The organism is Paraprevotella sp., from assembly GCF_986071375.1.
The window spans coordinates 13,808-37,541 of the sequence record NZ_CFQRNQ010000017.1; the positions used below are offsets into that span (position 1 = coordinate 13,808).

Here is a 23,734-nt window from a genome sequence, read left to right on the forward strand (position 1 = left end):
CTAGCAAAAGGCGGTGTTTCACGCCACAATTCACAGCCTTTGGGGACGCAAAACATGCCCTTTCGAAAAGCAGTTGATTGTTGAATAAGTAAGTGTTTGATATTTAGTTAATTATATTTTCAGGCTATTGCCTCTTCAACGAACGTCTTGGTGAACTTGCGCGCCCCGGTGCAGTTCATGAAGAACGAGTTGATGTAATAATCCGTGCTTTGGAATCTTTCGTCGCGCATGTAGTCAACAAGCGGGATGTCGTTGTCGCCAATGGCTTCTTTGACATACTGCGTCATCTGCGTCCCAACATAGTCGGCCGAGAAGTAGCCGCCTAGCTGTTTTGTCAACGGCAGGTATGCGAAAACCATGTGCAGTCCATTTTGTCGGCAGAACTTTATTGCCTCTTTCAATACATTAATATTATATTCTACGGCTTTTCGGTTTGCCTCTGACAATGATGCCATGTGTTCGATGTCGATACCGAACTCCGGATTCCAGCATCCGTGTATCCACCATGAGGCGTCTTTCTCTATCTCCGCAACGTTCATGGGGTTATAGTTCAATGACAGCCTCGTATCAGGTTTCACATCTCTAATCAGGCGTTTTATCCTTCTCGGATGGAATATCAACGGGTACTTATAGTCCGTGATGTATTGCCGTCTGCTGTAATCTGGGAACTCCGCACGGCTCAACAAGCCGTAATACTTGACGAATGCCGACTTGCCTTTATACTTGTCTAAAAAAAAATTCCCGGGAGATACAGGCCAGACGACAGTGGCTCCGCGCTTCAGTTTCCCGGCGAATTTCTTCAGGATGATGAAGTCGTATTCAAATGTCTCGGGTCCTATCGCCCAGTTCGCGCAGGCGAGACCTGTCACGTCCGAGAAGTCGAACGCGAACTTGGGGGCGTTGCTGCCTAGCACTACCACGTCAAGCGAGCCGTCCTTTAGGTTTGCTGCATTGCCGAACTTACCGAGGTCTACAAACTGATTCTTGTAAGCGTTAGTCCGTTTATACAAACTATTCAAGACTAGCAGTAGGATTAAAACGACAACAATAAATATGAAAACTAAGAGATAAATCATGACTTGTTCTTTTTAATTACGTTTCTCACTTTCTTCATTACGGCTTCCCTCATGTGCTGCGTCAGTCCGAAACGGAAAATCAACAGACCGCCCCAAACGGCCGAGACCGCCATGTTCAGAACGAAGCGCAGCCATCCCTGCTCCATCCCGGAGCTGATAAAGACCAACGGCGCAACCATTATTATGCCCAATGGGACAATCACACCATAAGACCTCAAGTAAAAAATGCGGCATGATAAGCCGGTATGTTTTTTCAATATGCTCGCATCAATGAATGTCTCAACTAGCCAAGGTAACAATGTCACGGCCATGACCGTATGCAAGGAAATGCCACATTTGAACAAAACGTATGACACGGGAAGAGAAAGCAGCAATATGCTTCCGGCAAGAAGGTTGGGAATCCTCATCTTGCCTGTTGCATGATTTCCCATCACCACTGACCTCGTCATGGATGTAATCAGCGTCTGCAAGAGGATAATCCGCGTCAGGAAAACCGTCTCGTCGGGATATTTTCCCAACCATACGCCCAGCACGAACGGCAGCTCAACCATCAGAGGAATAATGATATAAAGTACCATCAGGCCTGAGAACCTCGCGTTGTTGTAAATCAGGCGGTTCATCTCGGAGGTCTCGCCGTTGGCGTAATATTTCACTATCTGCGGGTTGACGGCTGTCTGGAAGTTGTTGACGAACTGGGAGGTCACATTGTTGACTTGATTGGATATTCCACGGGCAGCATTCAGCACGGGGCCGTAGAACACATTGAGCAGCATGTTGAAGCCCTGGTTGTTGAGCATGGCCGCAAGGCATCCGAAGATGTTCCAACCCGAGAAGTTCAGGATATTTTTTGCCAAAGGCTTGTCGAAGTGCAAACGGAAGCGGCATTCCTTGTATTTCCTGATGCAATACAGCCGGTAAAACACCATGTCGCAGAGCTGCACCAGAGCCAGCAACACGGCGTAGACCTTCAAGCCATCGTAGTCCGTGACGACCAGAGCGTAGGCCACGCCGAGCTTCGCCACGGCGTCGAAAATGCTCATGTAGGCGTAAACGCCCATGTCCTCGTGGGCGATGATCGATGCCATATAGGGCACCTGCGTTATGTTCAGCACAACGGTTATCACGGAGCAATAGAACACCCAATAGGCGGCATCCATCCTTTCAGATGGGATTACCAACCTGCCGTCAAGAAAATACAGGCCGCCGATGAGAATGGTAAGTCCGATAATGACAGAAAGGACTAAGTGGATAATCAGCGTGGTGGAGAACGTCACGCCAAGTTTCCCCGTGTCACCCTCGCCAAGCGCAAACGTAATGAACCGCTGCGTGCCTGAGGCTAGCGTGCCGTTGAGGAAAGTGAACATCGACACCATACCGGCCACGACGTTGTTTATTCCGAAGTCAACAACGCCGAGCTTTTCCAGGACAATCCTCGAAGTGTAGAGGGTCACGGCAAGCGTGATGAACATCCTGACGTACAGGAGTGCCGTGTTCCTAGCGATGCACCTGTTGTTTTGAGCTACGTCCGCCATTTACTTCCAATAGATTTCCTGACTGATGACCTTTGCCGGAACTCCTCCGACTGCGGTATGCGGCGCAACATCCTTTGTCACGACCGCTCCTGCAGCTATAATTGCTCCATCTCCGATGGTCACGCCTTTAAGTATTTGCACTCCCTGACCAATCCAGACGTGGTTGCCAATCTTTATCGGCTCGGAAATATTATAGCCGTCCTTTATTATTGTATGCCCGTCGTATGAGCGTATCACAACGTTACGTCCTATGGCACAGTCTTTGCCTATTTCTATTGTCGCACCGCAGGTTATCTGTACGTTCTCGTTGATGAAGCCTCCATGAAGGATTAAATGCCCGCCTTTTATCACACGGATATACGAACCTGCAAACATCCTAAACGTATCGTTGATGACCATCTTTGCGCCTTTCTCAAGCAAAAGCCTTGTCTCCTTGCGTGAACCTTTGACTTGTGTTGTGCCCATAACAAGCTTGCCTTGAAGCGAAAGTCTGGAATTGTCGTCAAGTTCTATCACCACATGCTTTGTCAATGATAGCGGAAGTTTTCTAAATCGTTCTACTTTACTACATAAGAAATTATAATATAAAGTATTCTTCCATACTTTAAATGACAGGCCAAGACTCACCACCAACTTGCAGGCTTTCTTTATTCCACGTAATACCCGCCGGACTTTATTCTTTATCTTATTTTGAAATGTAGGGAGCGGAAAGAACTTCGCGGCAACCTTGTCGAAAGACATTTCGTCCAAAGCCTTGAAAAATGCATCCCTGTTCTTTGCCGCAGGTTTTAGTGAAGAGTCCATAGCCGGATTGCCTTTCCTTGCGTCCCCCATGGTAAACTCTTTCCATGCGAGCTGCTCTTTTGCCGCATTGAACAGCTCCATGCCTTTGTCGGAGTTCACCATCACCAACGACGTGCCTTTGTCCTTGTCCATTGATGGGTCAATCTTCTCTATGCCCCAGAAATCGGCGAGCGTAATGTCTGATTTCTGCGGGAAGCCCTTGAACTGGCACTCGTAGCAGGAGGGACGGGAGAAGTTGCCGCATTGCAGGTAACCGATGAAGAAAAGGTCATGCCAACGATCCTCACAATATTGTTTGCCATTCGCGAAGTCAACACGCATCGAGAAGTTGTGCCAGCCCCATTTCTTGTTTTTGAACTTTATTCGCGTCGCCTTCGAGCCAAAACGTTTCTCAAGCATGTCCATGTATTTCAGGAACACTTTGGGCGAATTGACACTGCGGCAGATGAAGTCGCAGGTGGTTAGTCCGTGATAATCCTTGCCGAGGAAGTTGTACAAGGCATGCACCTGGCACGGCGTACCGCAATAGAAAACCTTTTCGCCTTTTCTTAACAATGTCTTGATTTCCCTGTATTGCCCGAGCATGGAGCTTTGCAAATACTTGGAACTCCGTATCGCCGGCAACAGTTCCTTATCGGGTGAAACTATATGTGAAACGGTGTGGTCGTCATTGTAAACCGCACCTCCGACGTAAACGCCTTCACCATACATGACATTTGCCAGTGCCGAGTGCAGGCCGCCTGAAGTGCTGTCAATCCTTACAGCTTCGTCTTTATTGTAGGCGGCGAACACTCTCGGCGTATGATATCTTTCCGGCCTTGCCTTGTTGATTATCGGACATACTTTCTCGCACAGTCCGCAGTCAACGCATTTCTCCTTGTCAACGACCGGATACCAGAAACCTTCCCCATCCGTTTTAAAGGTTATGGCATCATGGGCACATACGTCGCCACAGGCATTACATCCGCAACACTTAGTTTTATCAATAATTTGTATCATAAAAAGTATTATATTAGTCTCTGCCGCCAGTCAACAGATTTAAGAAACGTGGCATAATAGTTTTTAGAACGGCAAATACAATCAGACAAAGCAACGCACCCAATAAAGGGGATAGCAAATAGGAAAGGATGTAACCAGCATCGTAATGAGATGCAAAAAACATTCTTTCGGTTAACGCTATAGCCAATTCTAAGCATGAAACCTTCAATATTACCATTGGATGTAAAGCATAAACAAAAAAACTCGTTTGAGACAGTTTGGGGCGGACTGTCAATACTCCTTTATTTAAGAGCATGCCTGTTATATGAATCAAACTTGCTACCGTTGCAATACAATAAACTTGTTGAGTTACTGAAGCTATTTTAGTTGAATCGAAAACAACACAACTGAACAAACTAAATATAGTGATCACAAGGTAGGTGTTTTTCTTTTTCAGAAATGCTGTTACCATATTCTTCTGACTAATGCTTAAATAAGCACCCCATGAGAAGAAGAATATTCCTGTAATGTTTATACCAGGCAAGGTGCATATATTCAATAAATATGCGATACCTAACAGCACTACCCAGTAGACTCTTAAGTATTTTATTCCATTATAAATAATAGGGGTCAATACAAATGAAATAACAATTAAGTCACGTAAGAACCAAAGTGGTAATAGAAAAGGACCATACATTTGAGTAGATAAGCCTAACAGGTTAACGGTGTTTTCATTCCAAGTTGAAAAGTCCCAAAGTACCCCCCGGTTTAATATTTGTTAAATAATCTACAAAGCCATCCTCTGGTTTATGTAAAAGCCATATACCCATGCATTTATTGGAAATTATTAAGCATAGAGCAAGAAGATTCCATAGTAGATAAGGAACCAAAAGGGTCTTCAAACGCTTTTTTATCTTTATTTTATAGCACTGCTTATTCCATTCTCTTACTTTGTAGAAAAAGAAATAACCGGAAGTGAAGAAGAAAAACGGTACAGTTACTTGTGAAAAATAAAATCCCAAACGTACTATGATGCTATAGATATTCGCTATTGTTAAATGTGAAACATCTATCGTTGGGATAGGGGTAAATATTTCCTTGTTTTGAGGATTCACATGAATCAATAGGACTAACAGTACCAAAGGAAAGCGCAGCCACATTATGGTTTGCGACTGCAACTCTGCTGCAGATTGCGGAGCGGATGATTTTTCAATAAAAAGAGAAAGAAAATTCCCTTTCAGTTGTTTATTATAAAATATCATAGATTACATATAAAAATATGACTCTTTTAGTCTCTCCTGAAGATATCCCTCGTATACACTTTCTCTTTCACATCATCTAAGCAGGCGTCATACCGGTTGGCAATAATGGCATGGCTCTGTACCTTGAAAGCATCTAGGTCATTCACCACCTTGCTGCCGAAGAACGTGCTGCTGTCTTCCAACGTGGGTTCGTAGATGATGACCTCCGCACCTTTGGCCTTGATGCGCTTCATCACGCCCTGGATGCTCGACTGGCGGAAGTTGTCCGAGTTCGACTTCATCGTCAGGCGGTACACGCCGATGACACACTTCCGCTCTTCGGACGGGTTGAAGTCCCCACGGTTGTAGTAGTCGTAGTAACCGGCCGTGTGCAGTACGCGGTCGGCAATGAAATCCTTACGGGTTTTATTGCTTTCCACGATGGCTTGGATGAGGTTTTCCGGAACATCCTGATAATTGGCCAACAGTTGCTTGGTGTCCTTGGGCAGGCAGTAGCCGCCGTAACCGAACGAAGGGTTGTTGTAATGGCTTCCGATGCGTGGGTCAAGGCTTACGCCGTTGATGATGGCTTTCGTGTCCAGACCCTTCATCTCGGCATACGTGTCCAGTTCGTTGAAGTAGGAGACCCTCAAGGCCAGGTAGGTGTTGGCAAAGAGTTTCACGGCCTCGGCTTCGGTCAGGCCCATGAACAGCGTGTCGATGTTTTCTTTGATGGCTCCTTCTTGCAGGAGGACTGCAAAATCATGTGCGGCCTCGTTCAACCGGGCATCCCCTTCGGGACGGCCCACGATGATGCGGCTAGGGTAGAGGTTGTCATACAGGGCTTTGCTCTCGCGCAGGAATTCGGGCGAGAAGATGACGTTTTTCGTACCCAACTTCTTGCGCACGCTTTCCGTATACCCCACGGGAATGGTACTTTTAATGACCATTATTGCATGGGGATTGACTTCCTTCACTATCTCTATTACTTCTTCCACATGGCTGGTATCGAAGTAGTTCTTCACCGGGTCGTAGTTGGTCGGTGCGGCGATGACCACGAAGTCCGCACCGGCGTAGGCTTTGGCTCCGTCGAGCGTGGCTGTCAGGTTCAGTTCCTTTTCGGCCAGATACTTCTCGATGTATTCGTCCTGAATGGGTGACTTACGTCGGTTGATCAGGTCCACCTTTTCGGGGATGACATCCACGGCCGTTACTTGATGGTGTTGGCTTAGGAGTGTGGCGATACTAAGCCCTACGTAACCGGTTCCGGCTACGGCTATTTTCATATCCTTTTTCATTTGATGAGTATAGATTTATTACCTTACTTTGCGAACGAGCAAAGTAAGGCTACAATGTTTCACTTATTCTTTGGATTCCGGACAAACATGCCTCTTTCTTCCTCTACAAGGAGTTTTGTCGGGAAAAGGGTTCGCATCCTTCATACTTTTTGTATATCAGCATATTAAGGTGAATCCTGTCATAAAAAAGCCTTCACAAGCCTTTCACTTTTGAAGCTTACGAAAATGTTACTATGATCTATCATTCAATAGGTTAAGGTGAAATCTTTTGCTCCCCATTCGGAAAGCACGTGTCATCGGCGGTTTATCCGATCACCCAATCTTTCAGCGTATGCCGTTCCATGTCAAAGTTGATTCCGATTTTCACCACGGGCAGGCCGCACAAGGCGAAACGTTCGGATGTGCAATAGCAAAGGTACAAAAATGAAGTGTGGCGTAAAAACTTTATTGCGGAAATCTTCGCTTACAGAAGCTGTATGAATTCCGGTTCTACCTCCACGGCGGCTGCCAACAACATAGGCAGTTCCACTAACAGGCGTTTCACGGTAGTGCCACGTACTGTGACGAGGCTGCCTTCGTAGCCGTGGAGCGGACCGCCGATGATGCGTATTCTGCGGTTGCGCATGGCCGGGGTGATTTCTTCGGGACGGTAGTATTTGGAAGAGATGGAGGAGGACACGGCACGGATGAAACAGTCCATGTCGGCTTCGCGTACGGTCATGGGTTCCTTGAAGCCACCATGCACGTAACGGTATTGCAATCTGAGGCCGGGTGCCATGAACGGGTCGAGCACGTCGTGTGTGCTGTGGGCGAAAAGCAAGTCACGCATGTAGGGCACATCTTTCCATTCTTGTTTTCCACCCTGCGTCACAACTTTTCTGACTAACGGTGTGAAACATTTTATTCCTTTTCCCGTCAATTTATCAAAAGCCGATAGCTTGGAGTTGGGACGGCTTAGGTCGCGCAAGACATACCATTGAGGCGTTTCGTCCATCTTTCTCAAAGGGGTACTTTTATTACTCCAACTTGTCTTTGCATTTTCTTGTTAGACAAGTTGTTATGTGGATGTTTCCAAAATATATGGGATTTTGAATCGCAATCCATTACGTTTTTCAACCGTATGTTTGTCATTCCGTTTTCCCTCGGCACTTGCATGCTGTTCATGTGGTCTATCTCTTCACAAGAGATGAACTAATTAGAGCTTTTGATGCGTAAGATGCTGTATTCCATTTGATTAGTGGTTTATCAGAATCAGCCTTTATTTGTTTTTCGTTGAGCAAACACGATTTTGCAAAACAATGAACGGAAAACAAATGCAATTTTTTTCGTTGTTACTTAGCACTTTATTGACTTTTTTTGTATATCTTTGCGACGTGGTTCATCTCTTGTGAAGAGATAGGTCCATTCCCCCAATCTTTTTTTCATCCCCTTACACAGGGAGTTTCCAAAAACATGTTTCATCTTTCAGGATTCACCGTAACTATTTGGTATAAAGTGTGTTGGCGGGCTGAACGATAAAAAGGCCATCTTTCAGCCTCTTGTCATGTAGAAGAACGGAAATCAATCTGCGCCAAACGAAAAATCATTCGGCTGAGAATGATTTTTCGTTTGGCGCAGAAAAAAAGTGTGTCATGACGAGATCGGTTTCCACCTCTCTGCAAGGCACGGCTGAAATATGGGCTGAAAGATAGCCGGATGAAAGTTCAGCTTATAAGTGATTTGTTATAAGTGTGTTATAATGTAACCTGAAAGATGAAACATGTTTTTGGAAATTCTCTCTGTAGAGGCTTTTACGGAAAAATATCTTTATCTTGAAGGATTGTCCGATGTGGCGTATAAGCCTATGCAGGCACCGATAAAACCGCCGGAACGGTTCGTACTCAGGTTGACGGCATCTACGCCTCGGGCCATCAGCATCCAATGGCTGCCGGTGGAGTAGTAGAAATCATAATAACGGCCTTTGCCACAGATTTTCAGTTTGACGGGAGCGGCGGTTTCTTTTTCGTCCAAGAACACTGTGCTTATGCGTACCGTTTCCTTTTCCGACCGGGTCAGCGTGAGGGCAGGCTTGCCGCCTACCAACGTCTTTCCGAACACGAAATTGTATTCCTCGTTTTGCAACAGGGTGAAACCGGCCAATTCCTTGGCAGAACGGGGTGTGAATGTCACCTCCGTTTCGGCAGTGAACGTGTGGTGCTGCTGCCGTGCGAATAGGGCTGAGGGGGATTCCTTTTGCGAGATATTCACTGGTTTGGCATGGAGGGCCAATCCCTTTCCGTCGAGGGTGTAAAAGTCCGACGGGTTGCGCAAGAACATCCAACGGATGTCCAACGTGTCCGAGGCGAAGCGGTCGCAATATCCGAAGTTTCCCGTCAGGTGGTTTTCCTTGGGTTGCAACCCTTCCTTTTCGTTGACCGTGGGGATGGCCTTGTCCTTTTCCAAGATGGTCGGCCATCCGTTCTCCCAACTTACCGGCAAGAGGTAAGTGTCCCGCCCCGTATTGTAGAAGTCTTCCTCATACGGGCGGCAAGCCAGGAACACGGCATACCAGTCACCGTCCGGCGTGGACACGAGGTCGGCGTGTCCGGCACTGGTCACGATGTCCGGCCGCTGTGGGTCCAATCCCGTGCGTTGTGTCAGGATGGGGTTGCCATCGGTGAACTCTTCCCAAGGGCCTTCCGGTTTCTTCGAACGGAAGATGACTTCGGAGTGCCATGCGCCCGTACCTCCTTCGGCGCACATCAGGTAATAATATTTGCCGATGCGGTACAAGTGTGGGCCCTCTATCCAGATAGGGTTCTCCTGCACATGGCTGCCCGAACGTACGATTTCGATTGGGTCGCCCACCACGCTGTCGCCTTCCACGTCGAAATAGTGGAGCATGATGCTGCGTTCGCCTTCGTATACATGTCCGCCTACCGGTTCGTCGTTATTTACGATATATCCGCGTCCGTCCTTGTCGAAAAAGAAAGAGGGGTCGATGCCTCCCACTTTGGGCAGGTAAATGGGTTCGCTCCACCCTTTGGCCGGGTCTTTCGTCTTTACGAAGAAATTCCCGGCTCCCACGTTGGTCGTAATCATGTAGAAGGTCTTGTTCTTTTCGTTGTAAGTGATGGCCGGCGCGAAGATGCCTCCCGACACGTTTTGGCGGTCAAGCGGGAGCTGCGACTTGCGGTCGAGCACATGTCCCAGTTGTGTCCAGTTCACGAGGTCCTTGCTCGTGAAGATGGGCACGCCGGGGAAAAACGAGAAAGAAGAGTTGACCAAATAATAGGTGTCCCCCTTGCGGCAGATGGAAGGGTCGGGATAGAACCCGGCCAGAATCGGATTGAAGTACTGGTTGTGCGGATTGATTTCCTTGTTGAAACGGCTGTCATCCCCATTGTATGAGAAATAGTTGAAATGTGCCGTTTGTGCTGTGCCAACCATATTGGCCATCATCAGGATAGAGAGAGATAATACATGTTTCATTGTTTATACTATATACTTTTTTATTTGTTGACTTCAAGTGTTTGCGTTTTTCCCCTCTTCAATACCTATGTGGGGTAATTTCGGCAAATGCTGCAAATATAGGAAAGACATCGTTTCGTGTTTTTATTTGATGTCGCAGATGTTTTATGTCATGTATCAATGCGGTGTGCTTTCGTTTTTTTACCGGTGTGCTTCCTTTATTTTAAATGGTTGGAAGTATCCGTTTGTGGTAGGATTGGACATGGAGCAAATCTTCTGTTACATAGAAAGAAAAGCGTTGCCGGAATAATGATTAAGTTTGCCATCGTTCATTTATATGTTTAAAAACCAAAGAGAATGAAAAAGAATCTTTTTGCATGGGCTGTCGCCTGCATGTTGGCTGCCGGAGAGGCCGGGGCGCAGAATCCTATCATACAGACACGTTACACGGCCGACCCGGCAGCCTGCGTTTATGGGGATACCCTCTATCTTTATACCAGTGTGGACAACGAGGAGGGGGAAGGCTACCAGAAAACCATTTGGCAACTGTACACAACCACGGACATGGTGAATTGGACCGACTGCGGCACGGTGGCGTCGTTGGCTGATTTCAGTTGGGCCGGCGACAACGGGGCGTGGGCGCCCCATGTGGTTCCGCGTGACGGGAAATGGTACATGTATGCCCCGATCCACATGCGGGGTATCGGTGTGTTGGTGGGGCAGTCTCCTTGCGGGCCTTGGCGGGATCCGTTGCAACGCGCCCTTATCAACCATGACATACGCGACATCGACCCGACCGTTTTTATTGATGACGACGGGCAGGCTTACTTGTATTGGGGAAATAACGGGCTGTGGTATGTGAAGCTGACCCGGAGCATGGTAGACTACAATGGCGAAATCATGGAAATTCCTTTGACGGAAGAGACGGTGGGCGGATATGAAGAGAAATACAAGGACGAGAACGGTGAGGAACAAACCCGTCTGGTGGGCGTTGACAAGTATGAGGAAGGGCCTTGGGCGTATAAACGTGGAGAAAAATACTATCTGGTTTATGCCGCAGGCGGGATTCCCGAACATTTGTCTTATTCAATGAGCGATTCGCCTACTGGCCCATGGAAATATCAAGGACGCATCATGGACTCTCCCGACGGGAGTTTTACGACCCACCCATCCGTGGTGGATTTCAAGGGACGTAGCTACATTTTCTATCATAATGGCAAACTTAAGGGAGGAAGCGGTTTCCGGCGTTCGGTCTGCGTGGAGCAATTCGAGTATAATGCGGATGGTACGATTCCCCATATCCCGATGACCAAGAAAGGGGTATCTGAGCCGGTGGCCCATGTGTCGCCCTACGCCCGGCAGGAGGCCGAGATGATAGCTTTGTCGGTAGGGGTACGTACGGCACAGGATGAAAGCCGGGGTGTCTATTTGGATTCGCTCGACATGGGGGATTATGTGAAGGTGAAAGCCGTGGATTTCGGCGAGGAAGGGGCGCGGAGCGTACGGCTGTGCGTACGGCAGCGGGAGAATGACGGGTTCATACAGGTGTGTATCGATAGCCAGTCGAATGTGGTGGCCACGGTAGACGTGTCCGGTGTGCAGGATTGGGTGGAACTGGCCGCCGACCTGAACGAGGTGGTCACCGGGGTGCACGACATATATTTCCGTTTCCGTGCCACGGATACTGGGAAGCGGAATGAACTCATGCAATTCGACTATTGGTACTTTTTGCCACAGACGGTGTCGGGTGTGGAATCCCGTGAAGCCGTAACCGGTAGCCGGGACGGGGTGTCCGGACCGTACGACTTGTCCGGGCGGCGTATTGCGCAGCCGGGAAGAGGCATATATATAAAAGGTGGAAAAAAATACGTGGGACAGCCTTTTTGATTCATGCCGCAAACAACGTGCGACATAAAATAAAGTGCTAATGGCTATTTCAGCCTACCTTTACGCTTGGAAATAGAATTTAACCAATAAAAACAAAAATGAAAAATAGTCTTTGTCATCGATTTAAAGTAAAGACCTTTGCGGCGGCTGCCTTGTTGGCGGCGTTTGGAATGCAATCGTGTCAGGACGAAAACCTGGTCGGGCAACCCACGTGGCTGAATAATTCCATTTATGGCTGGTTGCAGGAACAAGGTAATTATGAATACACGCTTCGTCTCATCAACGATTTGAACATGGCAAGCGTTTTGAACCAAACAGGAAGCAAGACCTTGTTTGCTGCTGACGATGCGGCTTTTGAAGCTTTTTTCAAAGAGAACGGTTGGAACGTGAAGAACTATGGGCAGTTGTCCGTGGCCCAGAAAAAGATGTTGCTCAACAGTTCCATGGTGAACAATGCTTACCTGATAGAGCTGCTGTCGAACGTCCCGGGCAATCCTCCGCAAGAGGGGATGTGCATGCGCCGCGAGGTGGCGTTGAGCGTCTACGATTCCGTGGCACGGATCATGCCGGAGGACATGCCCCAAACCAAATATTGGAATAAGGTGCGCGGACGTAAAGACGGGGTTCTCCTGATGCGGGACAACAGCAGTGCGCCCATGATACACTTGTTGCCAAGGTTCATGAAGACCAACAACATCACGGATGGCGACTTGGCCAAGTTGACGAATGGCAAATCCTTGTCTGCGGCAGAGTCGTGGGTGAACGGCATAAAGGTGTTGGCTCCCACGGACATCACGTGCAAGAACGGCTACGTGCAAAAGGTGGAGGAAGTAATCACGCCGGCAGACAACATGGCGGAAATCATCCATAAGCATCCCGTCATGAGCGAGTGGGCCAAACTGTTGGATTTGTACAGTGCCCCTATTTATGACGCTGCTGCCACACGGGAATACAACCGGCTGTATAATACGTCGGATTCTGTCTATGTGTTGCGTTATTTCGCGAAGCAAGCCAATGGCGGGTCGAATTTGCAGGATCCCGATAACATACAGAACCAAGTGCCCGGTTATTTGGAATTCGACCCGGAGTGGAACCAGTATATGTACACTAACACCTATAACAAGACGCTGAACTATGATTGCGGTGCCATGTTGGTGCCGACCAATGCGGCTTTGGAAAAGTGGTGGGACGGAGAAGGCAAGGCGCTCCAGGATGTGTATGACTCTTTGGTCAACGTGGACATCAATGTGTTGAACAAATTAATCAATGTCAACATGATTACTTCATTCGTCGACCATGTGCCGTCCAAGTTCGAGAGTATCACCAACGATGCCAAAGTGAGCATGGGAGTAAAGGAAGAGGATGTGGACAGTTGTTTTATGGGGTGTAACGGGGTGGTTTACCTGACGAATAAGGTCTTTGCCCCGGCAGCCTATCGTTCCGTTTCTTTTCCGGCCTTGGTGCGTCGCAACACCACCATGGGCGTGGTGTACTGGGCCATCGAGCAATTAGGGTTGGATGCCTACCTGAATTCAATGGATACGCGTTACAGCCTGATACTTCCCACGAATGAAGCTTTTTTGAAGTATGTGGATCCCTGCACCTATGGCAAAGGGACATCTACGCTTTATGAGTTCTTTTGGGATACTGACAGGCAGAACGTGGGAGCTTACAAATACCAGTATGATATGGCCACGGGGACGATTTTGGATCCCGATAATAAAGAAACCGTTTATGCCAACAGTTCTTCCGGCAAGGACAATGACGCGGTCATGAACCGCCTGAGCGACATCATGGAAAATGTAATTGTCGTGGGTGACATTGAGGACGGGCATACTTATTACAAGACGAAAGGCGGAGGGACTATCAAGGTGGAAGGGCACGGAACTGATATCAAAATCAGCGGCGGCTTGCAGATTGAGCAAAATGCTCCTCTCAGTGTTTCTACGATTTATGACCAGACGGAAAACGGTAACGGAAAAGCCTACGTGATTGATGATGAGATCTTGATGACAAGCCGTAAGTCTGTTTACCAGACATTGACAGAACATGAGGAGTATTCCCGCTTCCTGGAACTGTTGAGCGGCGGCGACCCGGATTCGACGGATTATAACTTGCTGACATCCCAAATAGATGACAAGTATTCCTGTGTAGACCAGAACATACGCCTGTTCGAGACATACAATTACACGGTCTATGTGCCGACCAACAAGGCCATAGAGGAATTGCACGAGAAAGGTGTCCTTCCGTATTGGGAAGACTTTGATAATGCGACCGACCCCGATGCCCGTTACAGGATTAAAAACAGGATTGTGAATTTCTTGCGTTACCATATACAGGATAATTCCGTGTACATTGGTGACGGGAGCGAAAGCGGGGTCAAATATGAAACGGCCAAGCTGAATCCGGCCAACCGGCGTTTTTACAGTGTGACAGTGGATAAGGAGGGCAATGACGGCATGACGGTGACCGACAACCTCGGACGGACACGGCGCGTGGTGACCACCGAAGGGCTTTACAACAACATGTGCCGTGAATATGCTTTCGATACGGGGAAGAACACCATATACACCTCGTCATACGCCGTGGTGCATTTGATTGACGGGGCATTGATGTATGACGAAGAGCAAATGGAGAAATATGAATAACAGGTAATGTCGAATTGATAAATGAACATTATGAATAATAGAATATTGATGACCGTCCTATGGCTCGGGCTTATGGTCGGTTCGGTTCATGCCCAGATAACGTCCGTGAGCGGTACGGTACGGGATGAGATGGAAACATTGATAGGGGCGACGGTGTGTGAGGTGGATGCCACGGGGCGTAACATCAACGCTACGATTACGGATTTCAACGGCCATTTTGCCATGAAGGTGAAGAGCACGAAGAATAAGCTGAAAGTCAGTTTTATGGGATATAAGACGCAAACGCTCCCCATAAACCGTACGGTGTACAACATTACGTTGGAATCTGCACAACGTGTAATGAAAGAGGTGTCTGTCGTATCCAAGAAACGTTTGAACAGCGGGGGGCTTGCTATTCCGGAAAGGGAAGTCAGCTTTGCTACCCAAACCATATCCACAAAAGAATTCGAGGGATTGGGCATTACGACTGTCGATGAAGCTTTGCAAGGACGTATCGCCGGGCTTGACATCATTTCCAATTCCGGTAATTTGGGAAGCGGGACCACGATGCGTTTGCGCGGAACGTCCTCCATCAGTACGCTGACCAACCAAACCCCCCTTATTGTCGTGAACGGTAACACATGGAACGTGGACATGAGCACGTTCGACATCAACAGTGCCAACGATGAAACCTTTGCCCAGTTGTTGAACGTCAATCCCGAAGACATAGAGGAAATCAGTGTGTTGAAGGATGCTGCTGCCACGGCTATTTACGGCTCGCAAGGTGCCAACGGGGTCATCGAAATCAAGACCAAACGCGGTAAAAGGGGAGCACCTGCCGTAAGTTATTCCTTGCGTCTTACGGGGACTTACCAACCGGAAGGCTATAAGATGCTGACGGGCGATGAGTACACGATGTTGCTGAAAGAAAGTTATTTCAATCCGGAGCAAAGCTCTACGGCTTCCAACATCCCGGAATTGAACTACGACCCTACCTTTTCGGAGTATGAACAGTACAATAATAATACCGATTGGCAGGATGAAGTGACCCAATGGGGATTGAGGCAGAACCATTACGTTTCTGTAACCGGAGGAGGCGAGAAGGCTACTTTCCGGATATCGGGAGGGTATGACCATGAGACTGGTTCCGTCATCCAACAGAAATTGGACCGCCTGTCCACTCGTCTGGCTTTGGACTATTACGTGAGCGACCGTATCAAGATTTCGACGAACTTTGCCATGACTTACACGGACAACCAGAAGAATTACGATGACTTGTTGGCCATTGCTTATAAAAAGATGCCCAACATGTCCGTTTACGAGCAAGATCCCCGCACGGGACTTTCCACCGGAAGATATTATGAGATGCTCCAGTCTGCCTCTTCCGTATTCAACGGGAATCAGAAAGACCTGGTAAATCCTGTGGCCAGTGCGCACTTGGCAAAGTTCGGTGACAAGACTTACGACATTACCCCGGAACTGGAAATCCAATACAACCTGTTGGGAACCACAGAAGATGAATGGCAGCTAAGATGGAACGGACGGGTGAACATGAATGTTTTCAATGAGTATATTGACAAGTTCTATCCGCAAGAACTGAAAACCATCAGTTGGAACGGGGATGTCAACATGGGATATACCGGAAGCTCGAAGAATGTGGCCATTGATACCAAACAGACGTTGACGCTCATTCCGGCTTTCAAGAATAAAGACCATTCTATGATGGCCATGGCGCGCTTCAACCTCATATCCGGCAACAACAACCAACAGTACACGGAATCTCGCGGGCTTCCTTCCGGAGGAATAGAAAGTCCTGACGCGGGCGGCATGATTAAGGGTATGTCTACCAGTTATAAACAATGGCGTTCCATTTACTACACGTTTTCCATGCACTATTCGTACAAGAGCCGTTATTCGTTGGATTTCTCCGTGCGAGCCGACGGAAGTACGAAATTCGGTCCGGATCAACGTTGGGGTGTTTTCCCTGCCGTTTCCGCACGTTGGAACATCATTGACGAATCTTGGATGGAGTGGAGCCGTAAATGGCTGTCCATGCTTTCCATACGTCCCAGTTGGGGCAGGGTGGGCAACCAACCTACGGAGGATTATCTTTATGAAAGCAAGTTCGGTACCGGTTCAGCTTATATCGACATGAATGCCATGAACCAGTCGAACATGCGTCTTACGGACCTTCGTTGGGAGACCAAATCCACGTATGATGTGGGTATGGATTTGGGATTTTTGGACGACCGTTTGAAACTGACTTTGGAATGGTATCATTCGACCACGGACGACATGTTGATGAGGGATGTCTCCATACCTTCGAGTACGGGATTCTCCAAATTGGCTTATAGGAATGTTGGTAAAATGCGGAATTTGGGTTGGGAATTCAATATAACGACGAACAGGATTATCAAGGCCGGTAAGTTTTCTGCCGATTTCAATGTGGCATTCGGAAACAACAAGAATGAGATTCTTGAAATGGACGCTACCGTGCTGAATATGTTGAACACCAAGTTTACACAAGAAAACCGTAACGTGTTGCAGCGCGTGCAATTGAACAATCCTTTCGGGGCAATTTACGGTTTCCGTTATAAAGGTGTATATCAATATCATTATGAGACTTTTGCGGACATGGGGGTGGCCGAACAAGAACAGTTCCTGGCAGACGGAAAGACGGCTCCGGTCGTTTTGAATGCCAACGGGGAAATCATCCGCGACAGCAAAGGGGAACCCAAACGGGTGAAATACTGTTTCTCGAATGCTGAAAACGAATCGAAGGATTATGATTTCAAGGGCGGTGATGCCATTTACGAAGACATCAACCATGACGGGAACATCAATGAATTGGATATCGTCTACCTCGGCTCTTCATTACCCAAGCTCACGGGAGGATTCGGCTTTACGTTGAATTACGACCGTTGGAGGCTGAATGCCCAGTTCAATTACCGTGTAGGCAATAAGATTCTGAACCTGGCCCGTTTGGATGCCGAATCCATGATTACGAACAACAATCAAAGCCAGGCCGTGAATTACCGTTGGCGCAAGGAGGGCGATGTGACTCCGATTCCGCGAGCCATGTACGGGACATTGAGCAACGGTGCCGTATCCAATTACAACACGTTGGTCAGCGACAGGTTTGTGGAAGACGGTTCGTTCCTGCGGCTCAATTATTTGCAACTGTCTTATTCGTTCAGTAGCAAGGTGGCAAGGGCGTTGCGGCTTAAAGGCTTGCGCTGTTACGTGAGCGTGAACAACCTGTTCGTATTGACGAAATACAAGGGTGTGGATCCTGAAATCAATTATGGAAGTTACGGAGTGGCACAAGACAGTGGGCAGACACCGCGTGCGAAGTCGTTTACCTTGGGCGTGACCGTCGATTTCTAAATAATAATCAAAAGCGAAGAAAAAATGAAATCATATTCAATCTTAATGTCGGCAGCGTTAGCCGCATGTTCATTTACCGGTTGTGGGGATTTTTTGGACATCAAGCCTTTGAATGATATCGTGCTAGAGAATTTCTGGGACGAGAAAAGCGATGTGGACAATATGATAAGCGGCTGTTACTCTACGATGCAAAGTGGCGACTTCGTGTACCGTCTTATGGTTTGGGGCGAAGTGCGTTCGGACAATATCGTGGCGGGCAACAACGTGAATACGAATGTCGATTTGTCCAATATCTTTGAGGAAAACTTGCGGGCGAACAATTCCTACACGAAATGGGAGAAGTTTTATAGCGTAATCAACAGTTGTAACTTGATTATAAAATATGCTCCCCAGGTGGCAGAAAAGTCCCCGGATTATACCCCGAGTGCCTTGAAGGCCACGGTAGCGGAAGCTTCGGCGTTGCGTGACTTGTGCTATTTCTACCTGATTCGTGCTTTCAGGGATGTTCCCTATACGACGGAAGCATACGTGGACGACAACCAACAGTTGGCTTTGCCGGCCAGCAAGTTCGATGATATTCTGGACGCGTTGATAAAAGACCTCGAGTCGGTTCAAAATGACGCAGTGAAGGTCTATCCGGAAACAAGTCCTTTATACCAGACAGGAAGAATCACGCAGGATGCCATCCACGCCATGCTTTGTGAGATGTATTTGTGGAAGCAGGATTATGAAAAGTGCATTTGGTATGCCGATACGGTCATCAATGCCAAGTTGCAAGAGTATAATGAAAAGTACCGGGAGTATGGCGGCCTTGTGACCGGTGTGGTAGACAAATTGGTGGAAGGGTATCCTTTGATTAGTGATGCGAACAGTACCAATACCATGTATGGCAGTGCTTATACCCAATTGTTTGTGGACGGCAACAGCAGTGAGAGCATTTTCGAATTGACTTACATGGATAATGACAATATGCTTTCCAACGAGGCGGTGAGTCATGGTTATGGCAATGAAGAAACCTTTCCCGGCTTTTTCCGTCCTGCCGATTTCATCGCAACGGATATTCCGGACCGTTCTTACCAGATTTATAATAACATGTATGATACACGTTATTATGAAAGCTTACAGCGTTCCACTTCTACGGATTTCAAGATTAACAAGTATGTTACAAACAGTGCCACGATTGACTTGTCTGCTTCCACGTCCGATGAATTGTCCGTGTCCTACGGTACGGCTTATAGGGCGAGTTATTGTTCGGCCAACTGGATCGTTTACCGTCTGACGGACATCATGCTGATGAAAGCCGAAGCGTTGGTACAACTTGCCGTAGACAGGGAAAACGGGAAAGACCCGAAGCTTTCCGAGGCTTTCAAGTTGGTCAATGCAGTAAACCTTCGTTCCAATTGCGACAAGAACAAGGTGGCAGTTTTGGACAGCACATTATATACGACGAAAAGTACGATGAATAACCTCGTGATGGCCGAACGCCAACGGGAACTCATGTTCGAGGGGAAAAGGTGGTTCGACTTGGTGCGTCGTGCACGTCGTGAGGGCAATACGGACTATTTGGTGGAACAGGTGAAGCGCAAGTATACGACGAACGGCTCTGCCGTGCAAAGTAAACTTTCGAGGATGGAGGCCATTTATTGGCCTTATAACGAGGACGAACTGAAAGTCAATCTATATTTAGAACAGAATCCTGCTTTTGCAAGCGGGGAAAGTAGTTCGTACGAATAAAGACAGTATAAACACAAAAAAATGATGATTATGAAAAGGTCAGTATTTAAATATTGGGGAGGCTTGGCTGCCTTGTTGGCCCTGTTCGGTTTCATAGGATGTTCCGATGAACCGGATGAGATGAATTACTATACCTTTAAAGGGCAGATGATGAGCGACTACCTGCTAAAGACCGAACAGTTCAGCGATTTTGCCACATTGGTCAACCGTGCCGGGATGATGGACATGCTTTCTTCCTACGGTTCTTATACGTGTTTCGCTCCGACCAATGCAGCCTTGCAAGATTACATCAAAGGAAAAGGGTTGAGGTCGCTCGACGATTTGACGGACGCGGATTGCGATACGATTGTCCGTACGCATTTGGTGGAAAACATGTATTCCACTTCTGAGATGAACGACGGGGTGTTGCCGACGACCAACATGAACCGCCGTTATTTAGAGATAGGGCATGGCAATGATGAAAACGGGAACGCCGTGGTTATGGTCAACAAGACTGCCCATGTCATTTTCGAACTTCAAGACGACTCGGTAGAGAACGGAATCATGCAACCCGTAACGGAAGTGTTGGAAAACTCCAACCGGATGTTGCCGAAGGTGTTGGAGCAAAACGATAAGATTACGACGTTCTATGCAGCTTTGAAGGCCACGGGATTGTTGGACTCGCTCAATATCTTTCGTGACGATTCGTGGAATCCGGATTTGTATGAACGTTATTACTACACTTCCCATATCAACCAAGAGACGGCTACCGTTCCTGATGAGAAACGTTACGGGTTTACGTTGTTCGTCGTTCCGGACTCGGTATTGTCGAGGAAATACGGGATCGTGCCCGGTGACATCAAGGGGCTTTACGATAAGGCGTGTGAGATATATGATGCGGTTTATCCGGAAGATAAAAATGCCGAATACCATAGCTTTGAGCGGTTGGAACACCGCAAAAACCCGTTGAACCGTTTTATGGCTTACCATATCCTCGACCGTGACGTGAAGGGGTGGAATTACCTGACCCCATTGAACGACATCGGCATAGAGACCACTTTGATGAATCCGGAAGACTGGTATGAGACGATGTTGCCCCGTACGATGATGAAGGTGGAGAAGCTTACGGTATGGAAATATACGAACATGTCGGGCGACCAACGCTTGGAGATTTACCTGAACCGGCGTTATGACGACAATTACAGCATCCACGGTTCCATGGTCAGCCGTACGGTAGAACCGGAATATGAGCAAGAGGGGCTGAACGGGCGGTATTTCTATGTCAACGACATCGTGGCCTTTAGCACTGACACCCGCGACATCGTGCAAAACTGCCGTATCCGGATGGATTTCTCTACGATTTTTCCAGAGTTGATGACGAATGATATCCGGCAGAACGGTGATCCGAGATACAACGATCCGCCTTTTGACGAGACAGCCAAGTACGGGCGTAATTACTATTTTCCCAACGGGTATTTGAAGAATGTGAAGAGTGCGGGGTATTTTATTTACCGCCGTCCGCATTCGAGCTTCTACTGTTATGAAGGGGACGAGATGAACCTGTTCGGTGATTATGATTTCACGTTCAAGTTACCCCCTGTCCCGTTTGAGGGTGATTGGCAGATTCGTTTAGGGTTCACTAGCGAGCCGACACGCGGTATCGGCCAAATCTATTTCGACGATGTACCGCAGGGAATACCTTTGGATATGACCAAAAGCCTTGCCGACCCGACTATTTTGGGTACAGCCTTCCGCAGTGATTACACATCTGCCATGTCTTCCTCCGAGAAACTTGAAGAACGGAAGGCTTTGAAGAACAAAGGATATTACCGTGGTGCAGCCGGAGGCTATCATTTATTGGGAGACCGGCATGACATATTTGCAAATGGTGAATCCACTTACCGTATTGTGCTTTGTACGGTGCATATCAATCCTGACAAGGATCATTTCTTGCGTATCCGCAACGTTTCGGACAACGGCAGCACGGAGTTCATGCTCGATTATCTGGAACTGGTGCCCAAGAGCGTATATGGCGTGACGGATGAAGGAGAGCAAGAGGATGATTTGTAAGATGAATAAACGACGAATTATGAAAAAGACAATTATAAAATATGCTTGGGCGGCATTGCTGCCGTTCGTGGCTTCGTGCAGTGATGAATGGGATGAACATTACGGGCAGGGTAACCCTATGGCCAGTGAAGAGTCCTTGTGGCAGGCGTTACAAAAACGCCCAGAGCTGTCCAATTTTGCACGTTTGGTGGAAAATGTGGGATATGAATATTATTTCGGCGGTGACCGGATGTTTACCCTTTTCGCTCCCACTAACGACTATCTCACGGAGGCAGCTGTGGACAGCCTGACAGAGGTTTACAATACCCAAAAGAACAACCGGATAAAGAATAACGACAACACTGTCATTAAACAATTCTTGCAAAACCACATGGCGATGTATAATTATGCTGCCATCCCGTCAGGAGATTCAGTGCAGATGATGATGTTGAACGGCAAATACAGTTATTTGGCGGATGGCACAGTGAATGGGGTGAAGTGCCTGACTTCCAACGAACTTTATCGCAATGGTGTGTTGTTTACCGTAGATGGCCGGCTCCCATATTTTGCCAACGTGTCCGAATACTTCAGTACGGATGCCGAACTGGACAGTATCGCGTCTTTCTTCAGCCGGTATAACGTGTATGAGTTCGACCCCTCCCGTAGCGTCCCGGGGGAGATTGTAGACGGGAAGACGGTCTATCTGGATTCCGTGATGAACCTGAAGAACGTCATGTTCGACGAATTGGGATACATCAACCGTGAAGACAGTGCCTATTGGATGGTAGTGCCTACGGACCGGCAATGGAAGAGCCTTTATGAGGAATACAAGGCTTATTTCAACTACGACAATACTACCGCAAAGCGTGACTCCATGGAAAACTTGATGACGCACAAGGCTATCATACAAGGTACGATATTCAATATGAACATCCAACCTTCGCTGAACGATTCTGTCGTATCGACCAACTGGAATGAGGCCAATTACAGATACTATAAATGCTTGCGTCCTTTCGACCAAGGCGGGGTCTTCGCTGAGGCCCGTGATGTCACGTGCAGCAACGGGAAGGTATTCATAGCGGACAATTGGGCGATAGACAAACGTACGACATTTTTTCAGGAAATAAAGATTGAAGCGGAGAATGCTTATTACCGGGACAGTGTGGCCAAATGTAAGGAACCGGTCACTACTTGTGCAGTTCCGGCAGGAAATCCGTTGTACGGACAAGTGTCAGGCAATGCTTTTGTGCAGGTGGAACCGCGCAATACCGCTGTGACGCCGTTGATACGATATACGATACCCAATGTGCTGTCTAACATCGGTTATGACATTTATGCCGTTTTTGCCCCCGCGATAGCTGCCGACACGTTGGCTACGGACACGCTGCCGCTGAAAGTCAAGTTTTCGTTGAAATACAACGACCAGGATGGCAGGCAAGTGAACGATATCAAAATGAAAAATCCGATTAGCGGTACCTATTCGTATGAGACGGTTCCCAATGTCGTGGATACCGTCCTGGTTGCCAGCGATTACAAAATTCCTACATGCAGTTACGGGCTGAGCGAACCTCAAGTCCGCTTCACAGTGGAAAGTGACCGTTCGACTTCCAAATACACGCGTGTCCTGCGTTTGGACTGTATCGTGTTCAAACCGCACGAAGATGAAAACAACGATTCTAATGAATAACATAA

Annotated in this window: 13 protein-coding genes and 3 pseudogenes; 6 read left to right on the top strand and 10 right to left on the bottom strand. The window is 47.7% G+C overall.

The features are described 5' to 3' along the window. Positions 1 to 119: 119 nt before the first annotated feature. The 10 genes and pseudogenes from AC5RDV_RS09875 to AC5RDV_RS09920 all read right to left on the bottom strand — a co-directional run bounded on the left by AC5RDV_RS09875 (position 120) and on the right by AC5RDV_RS09920 (position 10,400). Positions 120 to 1,010 (bottom strand): hypothetical protein, encoded by an 891-nt coding sequence (locus AC5RDV_RS09875; protein WP_494222158.1) that lies wholly within the window; start codon positions 1,008 to 1,010, stop codon positions 120 to 122. A 62-nt stretch (positions 1,011 to 1,072) separates the two neighbouring features. Further along, positions 1,073 to 2,608 (bottom strand): lipopolysaccharide biosynthesis protein, encoded by a 1,536-nt coding sequence (locus AC5RDV_RS09880; protein WP_282747809.1) that lies wholly within the window; start codon positions 2,606 to 2,608, stop codon positions 1,073 to 1,075. Between the two features lie 24 nt (positions 2,609 to 2,632). Further along, positions 2,633 to 2,785 (bottom strand): annotated as a pseudogene (locus AC5RDV_RS09885) (DapH/DapD/GlmU-related protein); the annotation flags it as partial. Positions 2,786 to 3,475: 690 nt separating this feature from the next. Further along, positions 3,476 to 4,411 (bottom strand): annotated as a pseudogene (locus AC5RDV_RS09890) (Coenzyme F420 hydrogenase/dehydrogenase, beta subunit C-terminal domain); the annotation flags it as partial. A 13-nt stretch (positions 4,412 to 4,424) separates the two neighbouring features. Further along, a complete protein-coding gene (locus tag AC5RDV_RS09895; RefSeq protein WP_282747807.1) occupies positions 4,425 to 4,862 on the bottom strand; it encodes a hypothetical protein in 438 nt (145 codons plus the stop codon). A gap of 259 nt (positions 4,863 to 5,121) precedes the next feature. Continuing rightward, complete coding sequence (locus AC5RDV_RS09900; protein ID WP_282747806.1) at positions 5,122 to 5,652, bottom strand: acyltransferase family protein; 531 nt, start codon at positions 5,650 to 5,652, stop codon at positions 5,122 to 5,124. 26 nt (positions 5,653 to 5,678) lie between these two features. After that, a complete protein-coding gene (locus tag AC5RDV_RS09905; RefSeq protein ID WP_282747805.1) occupies positions 5,679 to 6,929 on the bottom strand; it encodes a nucleotide sugar dehydrogenase in 1,251 nt (416 codons plus the stop codon). Positions 6,930 to 7,233: 304 nt separating this feature from the next. Beyond that, a pseudogene (locus AC5RDV_RS09910) lies at positions 7,234 to 7,326 on the bottom strand (PD-(D/E)XK nuclease domain-containing protein); the annotation flags it as partial. Between the two features lie 66 nt (positions 7,327 to 7,392). Next, positions 7,393 to 7,923, bottom strand: coding sequence for a UpxY family transcription antiterminator (locus tag AC5RDV_RS09915; RefSeq protein WP_008630318.1), 531 nt, complete (start codon positions 7,921 to 7,923; stop codon positions 7,393 to 7,395). An 812-nt stretch (positions 7,924 to 8,735) separates the two neighbouring features. Beyond that, complete coding sequence (locus AC5RDV_RS09920; protein WP_282747804.1) at positions 8,736 to 10,400, bottom strand: glycoside hydrolase family 43 protein; 1,665 nt, start codon at positions 10,398 to 10,400, stop codon at positions 8,736 to 8,738. A gap of 336 nt (positions 10,401 to 10,736) precedes the next feature. Between AC5RDV_RS09920 and AC5RDV_RS09925 the strand changes: the two genes are divergently transcribed. From AC5RDV_RS09925 to AC5RDV_RS09950, 6 genes are all read left to right on the top strand, one after another. After that, positions 10,737 to 12,266 carry a glycoside hydrolase family 43 protein gene (locus AC5RDV_RS09925; RefSeq protein ID WP_282747803.1) on the top strand — a complete coding sequence of 510 codons (1,530 nt, stop codon included), beginning with the start codon at positions 10,737 to 10,739 and terminating at the stop codon, positions 12,264 to 12,266. Positions 12,267 to 12,364: 98 nt separating this feature from the next. Further along, entirely contained in the window at positions 12,365 to 14,914 is a 2,550-nt protein-coding gene (locus AC5RDV_RS09930) for a fasciclin domain-containing protein (protein WP_008630332.1), read from the top strand. 21 nt (positions 14,915 to 14,935) lie between these two features. Next, positions 14,936 to 18,280, top strand: coding sequence for a SusC/RagA family TonB-linked outer membrane protein (locus AC5RDV_RS09935; protein WP_282747802.1), 3,345 nt, complete (start codon positions 14,936 to 14,938; stop codon positions 18,278 to 18,280). 24 nt (positions 18,281 to 18,304) lie between these two features. After that, positions 18,305 to 20,014 carry a RagB/SusD family nutrient uptake outer membrane protein gene (locus AC5RDV_RS09940; protein WP_021980186.1) on the top strand — a complete coding sequence of 570 codons (1,710 nt, stop codon included), beginning with the start codon at positions 18,305 to 18,307 and terminating at the stop codon, positions 20,012 to 20,014. Between the two features lie 30 nt (positions 20,015 to 20,044). Next, positions 20,045 to 22,063, top strand: a complete 2,019-nt coding sequence (locus tag AC5RDV_RS09945; protein ID WP_282747801.1) for a fasciclin domain-containing protein — start codon at positions 20,045 to 20,047, stop codon at positions 22,061 to 22,063. A 19-nt stretch (positions 22,064 to 22,082) separates the two neighbouring features. Further along, complete coding sequence (locus AC5RDV_RS09950) at positions 22,083 to 23,729, top strand: fasciclin domain-containing protein (RefSeq protein WP_282747800.1); 1,647 nt, start codon at positions 22,083 to 22,085, stop codon at positions 23,727 to 23,729. Positions 23,730 to 23,734: the final 5 nt, after the last annotated feature.

Excerpts from the sequence above, each read along its gene's own strand:
- AC5RDV_RS09895 (WP_282747807.1), bottom strand. The coding sequence starts at position 4,862 with ATGGTAACAGCATTTCTGAAAAAGAAAAACACCTACCTTGTGATCACT.
- AC5RDV_RS09880 (WP_282747809.1), bottom strand. The coding sequence starts at position 2,608 with ATGGCGGACGTAGCTCAAAACAACAGGTGCATCGCTAGGAACACGGCA.
- AC5RDV_RS09935 (WP_282747802.1), top strand. The coding sequence starts at position 14,936 with ATGAACATTATGAATAATAGAATATTGATGACCGTCCTATGGCTCGGG.
- AC5RDV_RS09900 (WP_282747806.1), bottom strand. The coding sequence starts at position 5,652 with ATGATATTTTATAATAAACAACTGAAAGGGAATTTTCTTTCTCTTTTT.
- AC5RDV_RS09930 (WP_008630332.1), top strand. The coding sequence starts at position 12,365 with ATGAAAAATAGTCTTTGTCATCGATTTAAAGTAAAGACCTTTGCGGCG.
- AC5RDV_RS09925 (WP_282747803.1), top strand. The coding sequence starts at position 10,737 with ATGAAAAAGAATCTTTTTGCATGGGCTGTCGCCTGCATGTTGGCTGCC.
- AC5RDV_RS09920 (WP_282747804.1), bottom strand. The coding sequence starts at position 10,400 with ATGAAACATGTATTATCTCTCTCTATCCTGATGATGGCCAATATGGTT.
- AC5RDV_RS09915 (WP_008630318.1), bottom strand. The coding sequence starts at position 7,923 with ATGGACGAAACGCCTCAATGGTATGTCTTGCGCGACCTAAGCCGTCCC.
- AC5RDV_RS09940 (WP_021980186.1), top strand. The coding sequence starts at position 18,305 with ATGAAATCATATTCAATCTTAATGTCGGCAGCGTTAGCCGCATGTTCA.
- AC5RDV_RS09905 (WP_282747805.1), bottom strand. The coding sequence starts at position 6,929 with ATGAAAAAGGATATGAAAATAGCCGTAGCCGGAACCGGTTACGTAGGG.
- AC5RDV_RS09945 (WP_282747801.1), top strand. The coding sequence starts at position 20,045 with ATGAAAAGGTCAGTATTTAAATATTGGGGAGGCTTGGCTGCCTTGTTG.
- AC5RDV_RS09950 (WP_282747800.1), top strand. The coding sequence starts at position 22,083 with ATGAAAAAGACAATTATAAAATATGCTTGGGCGGCATTGCTGCCGTTC.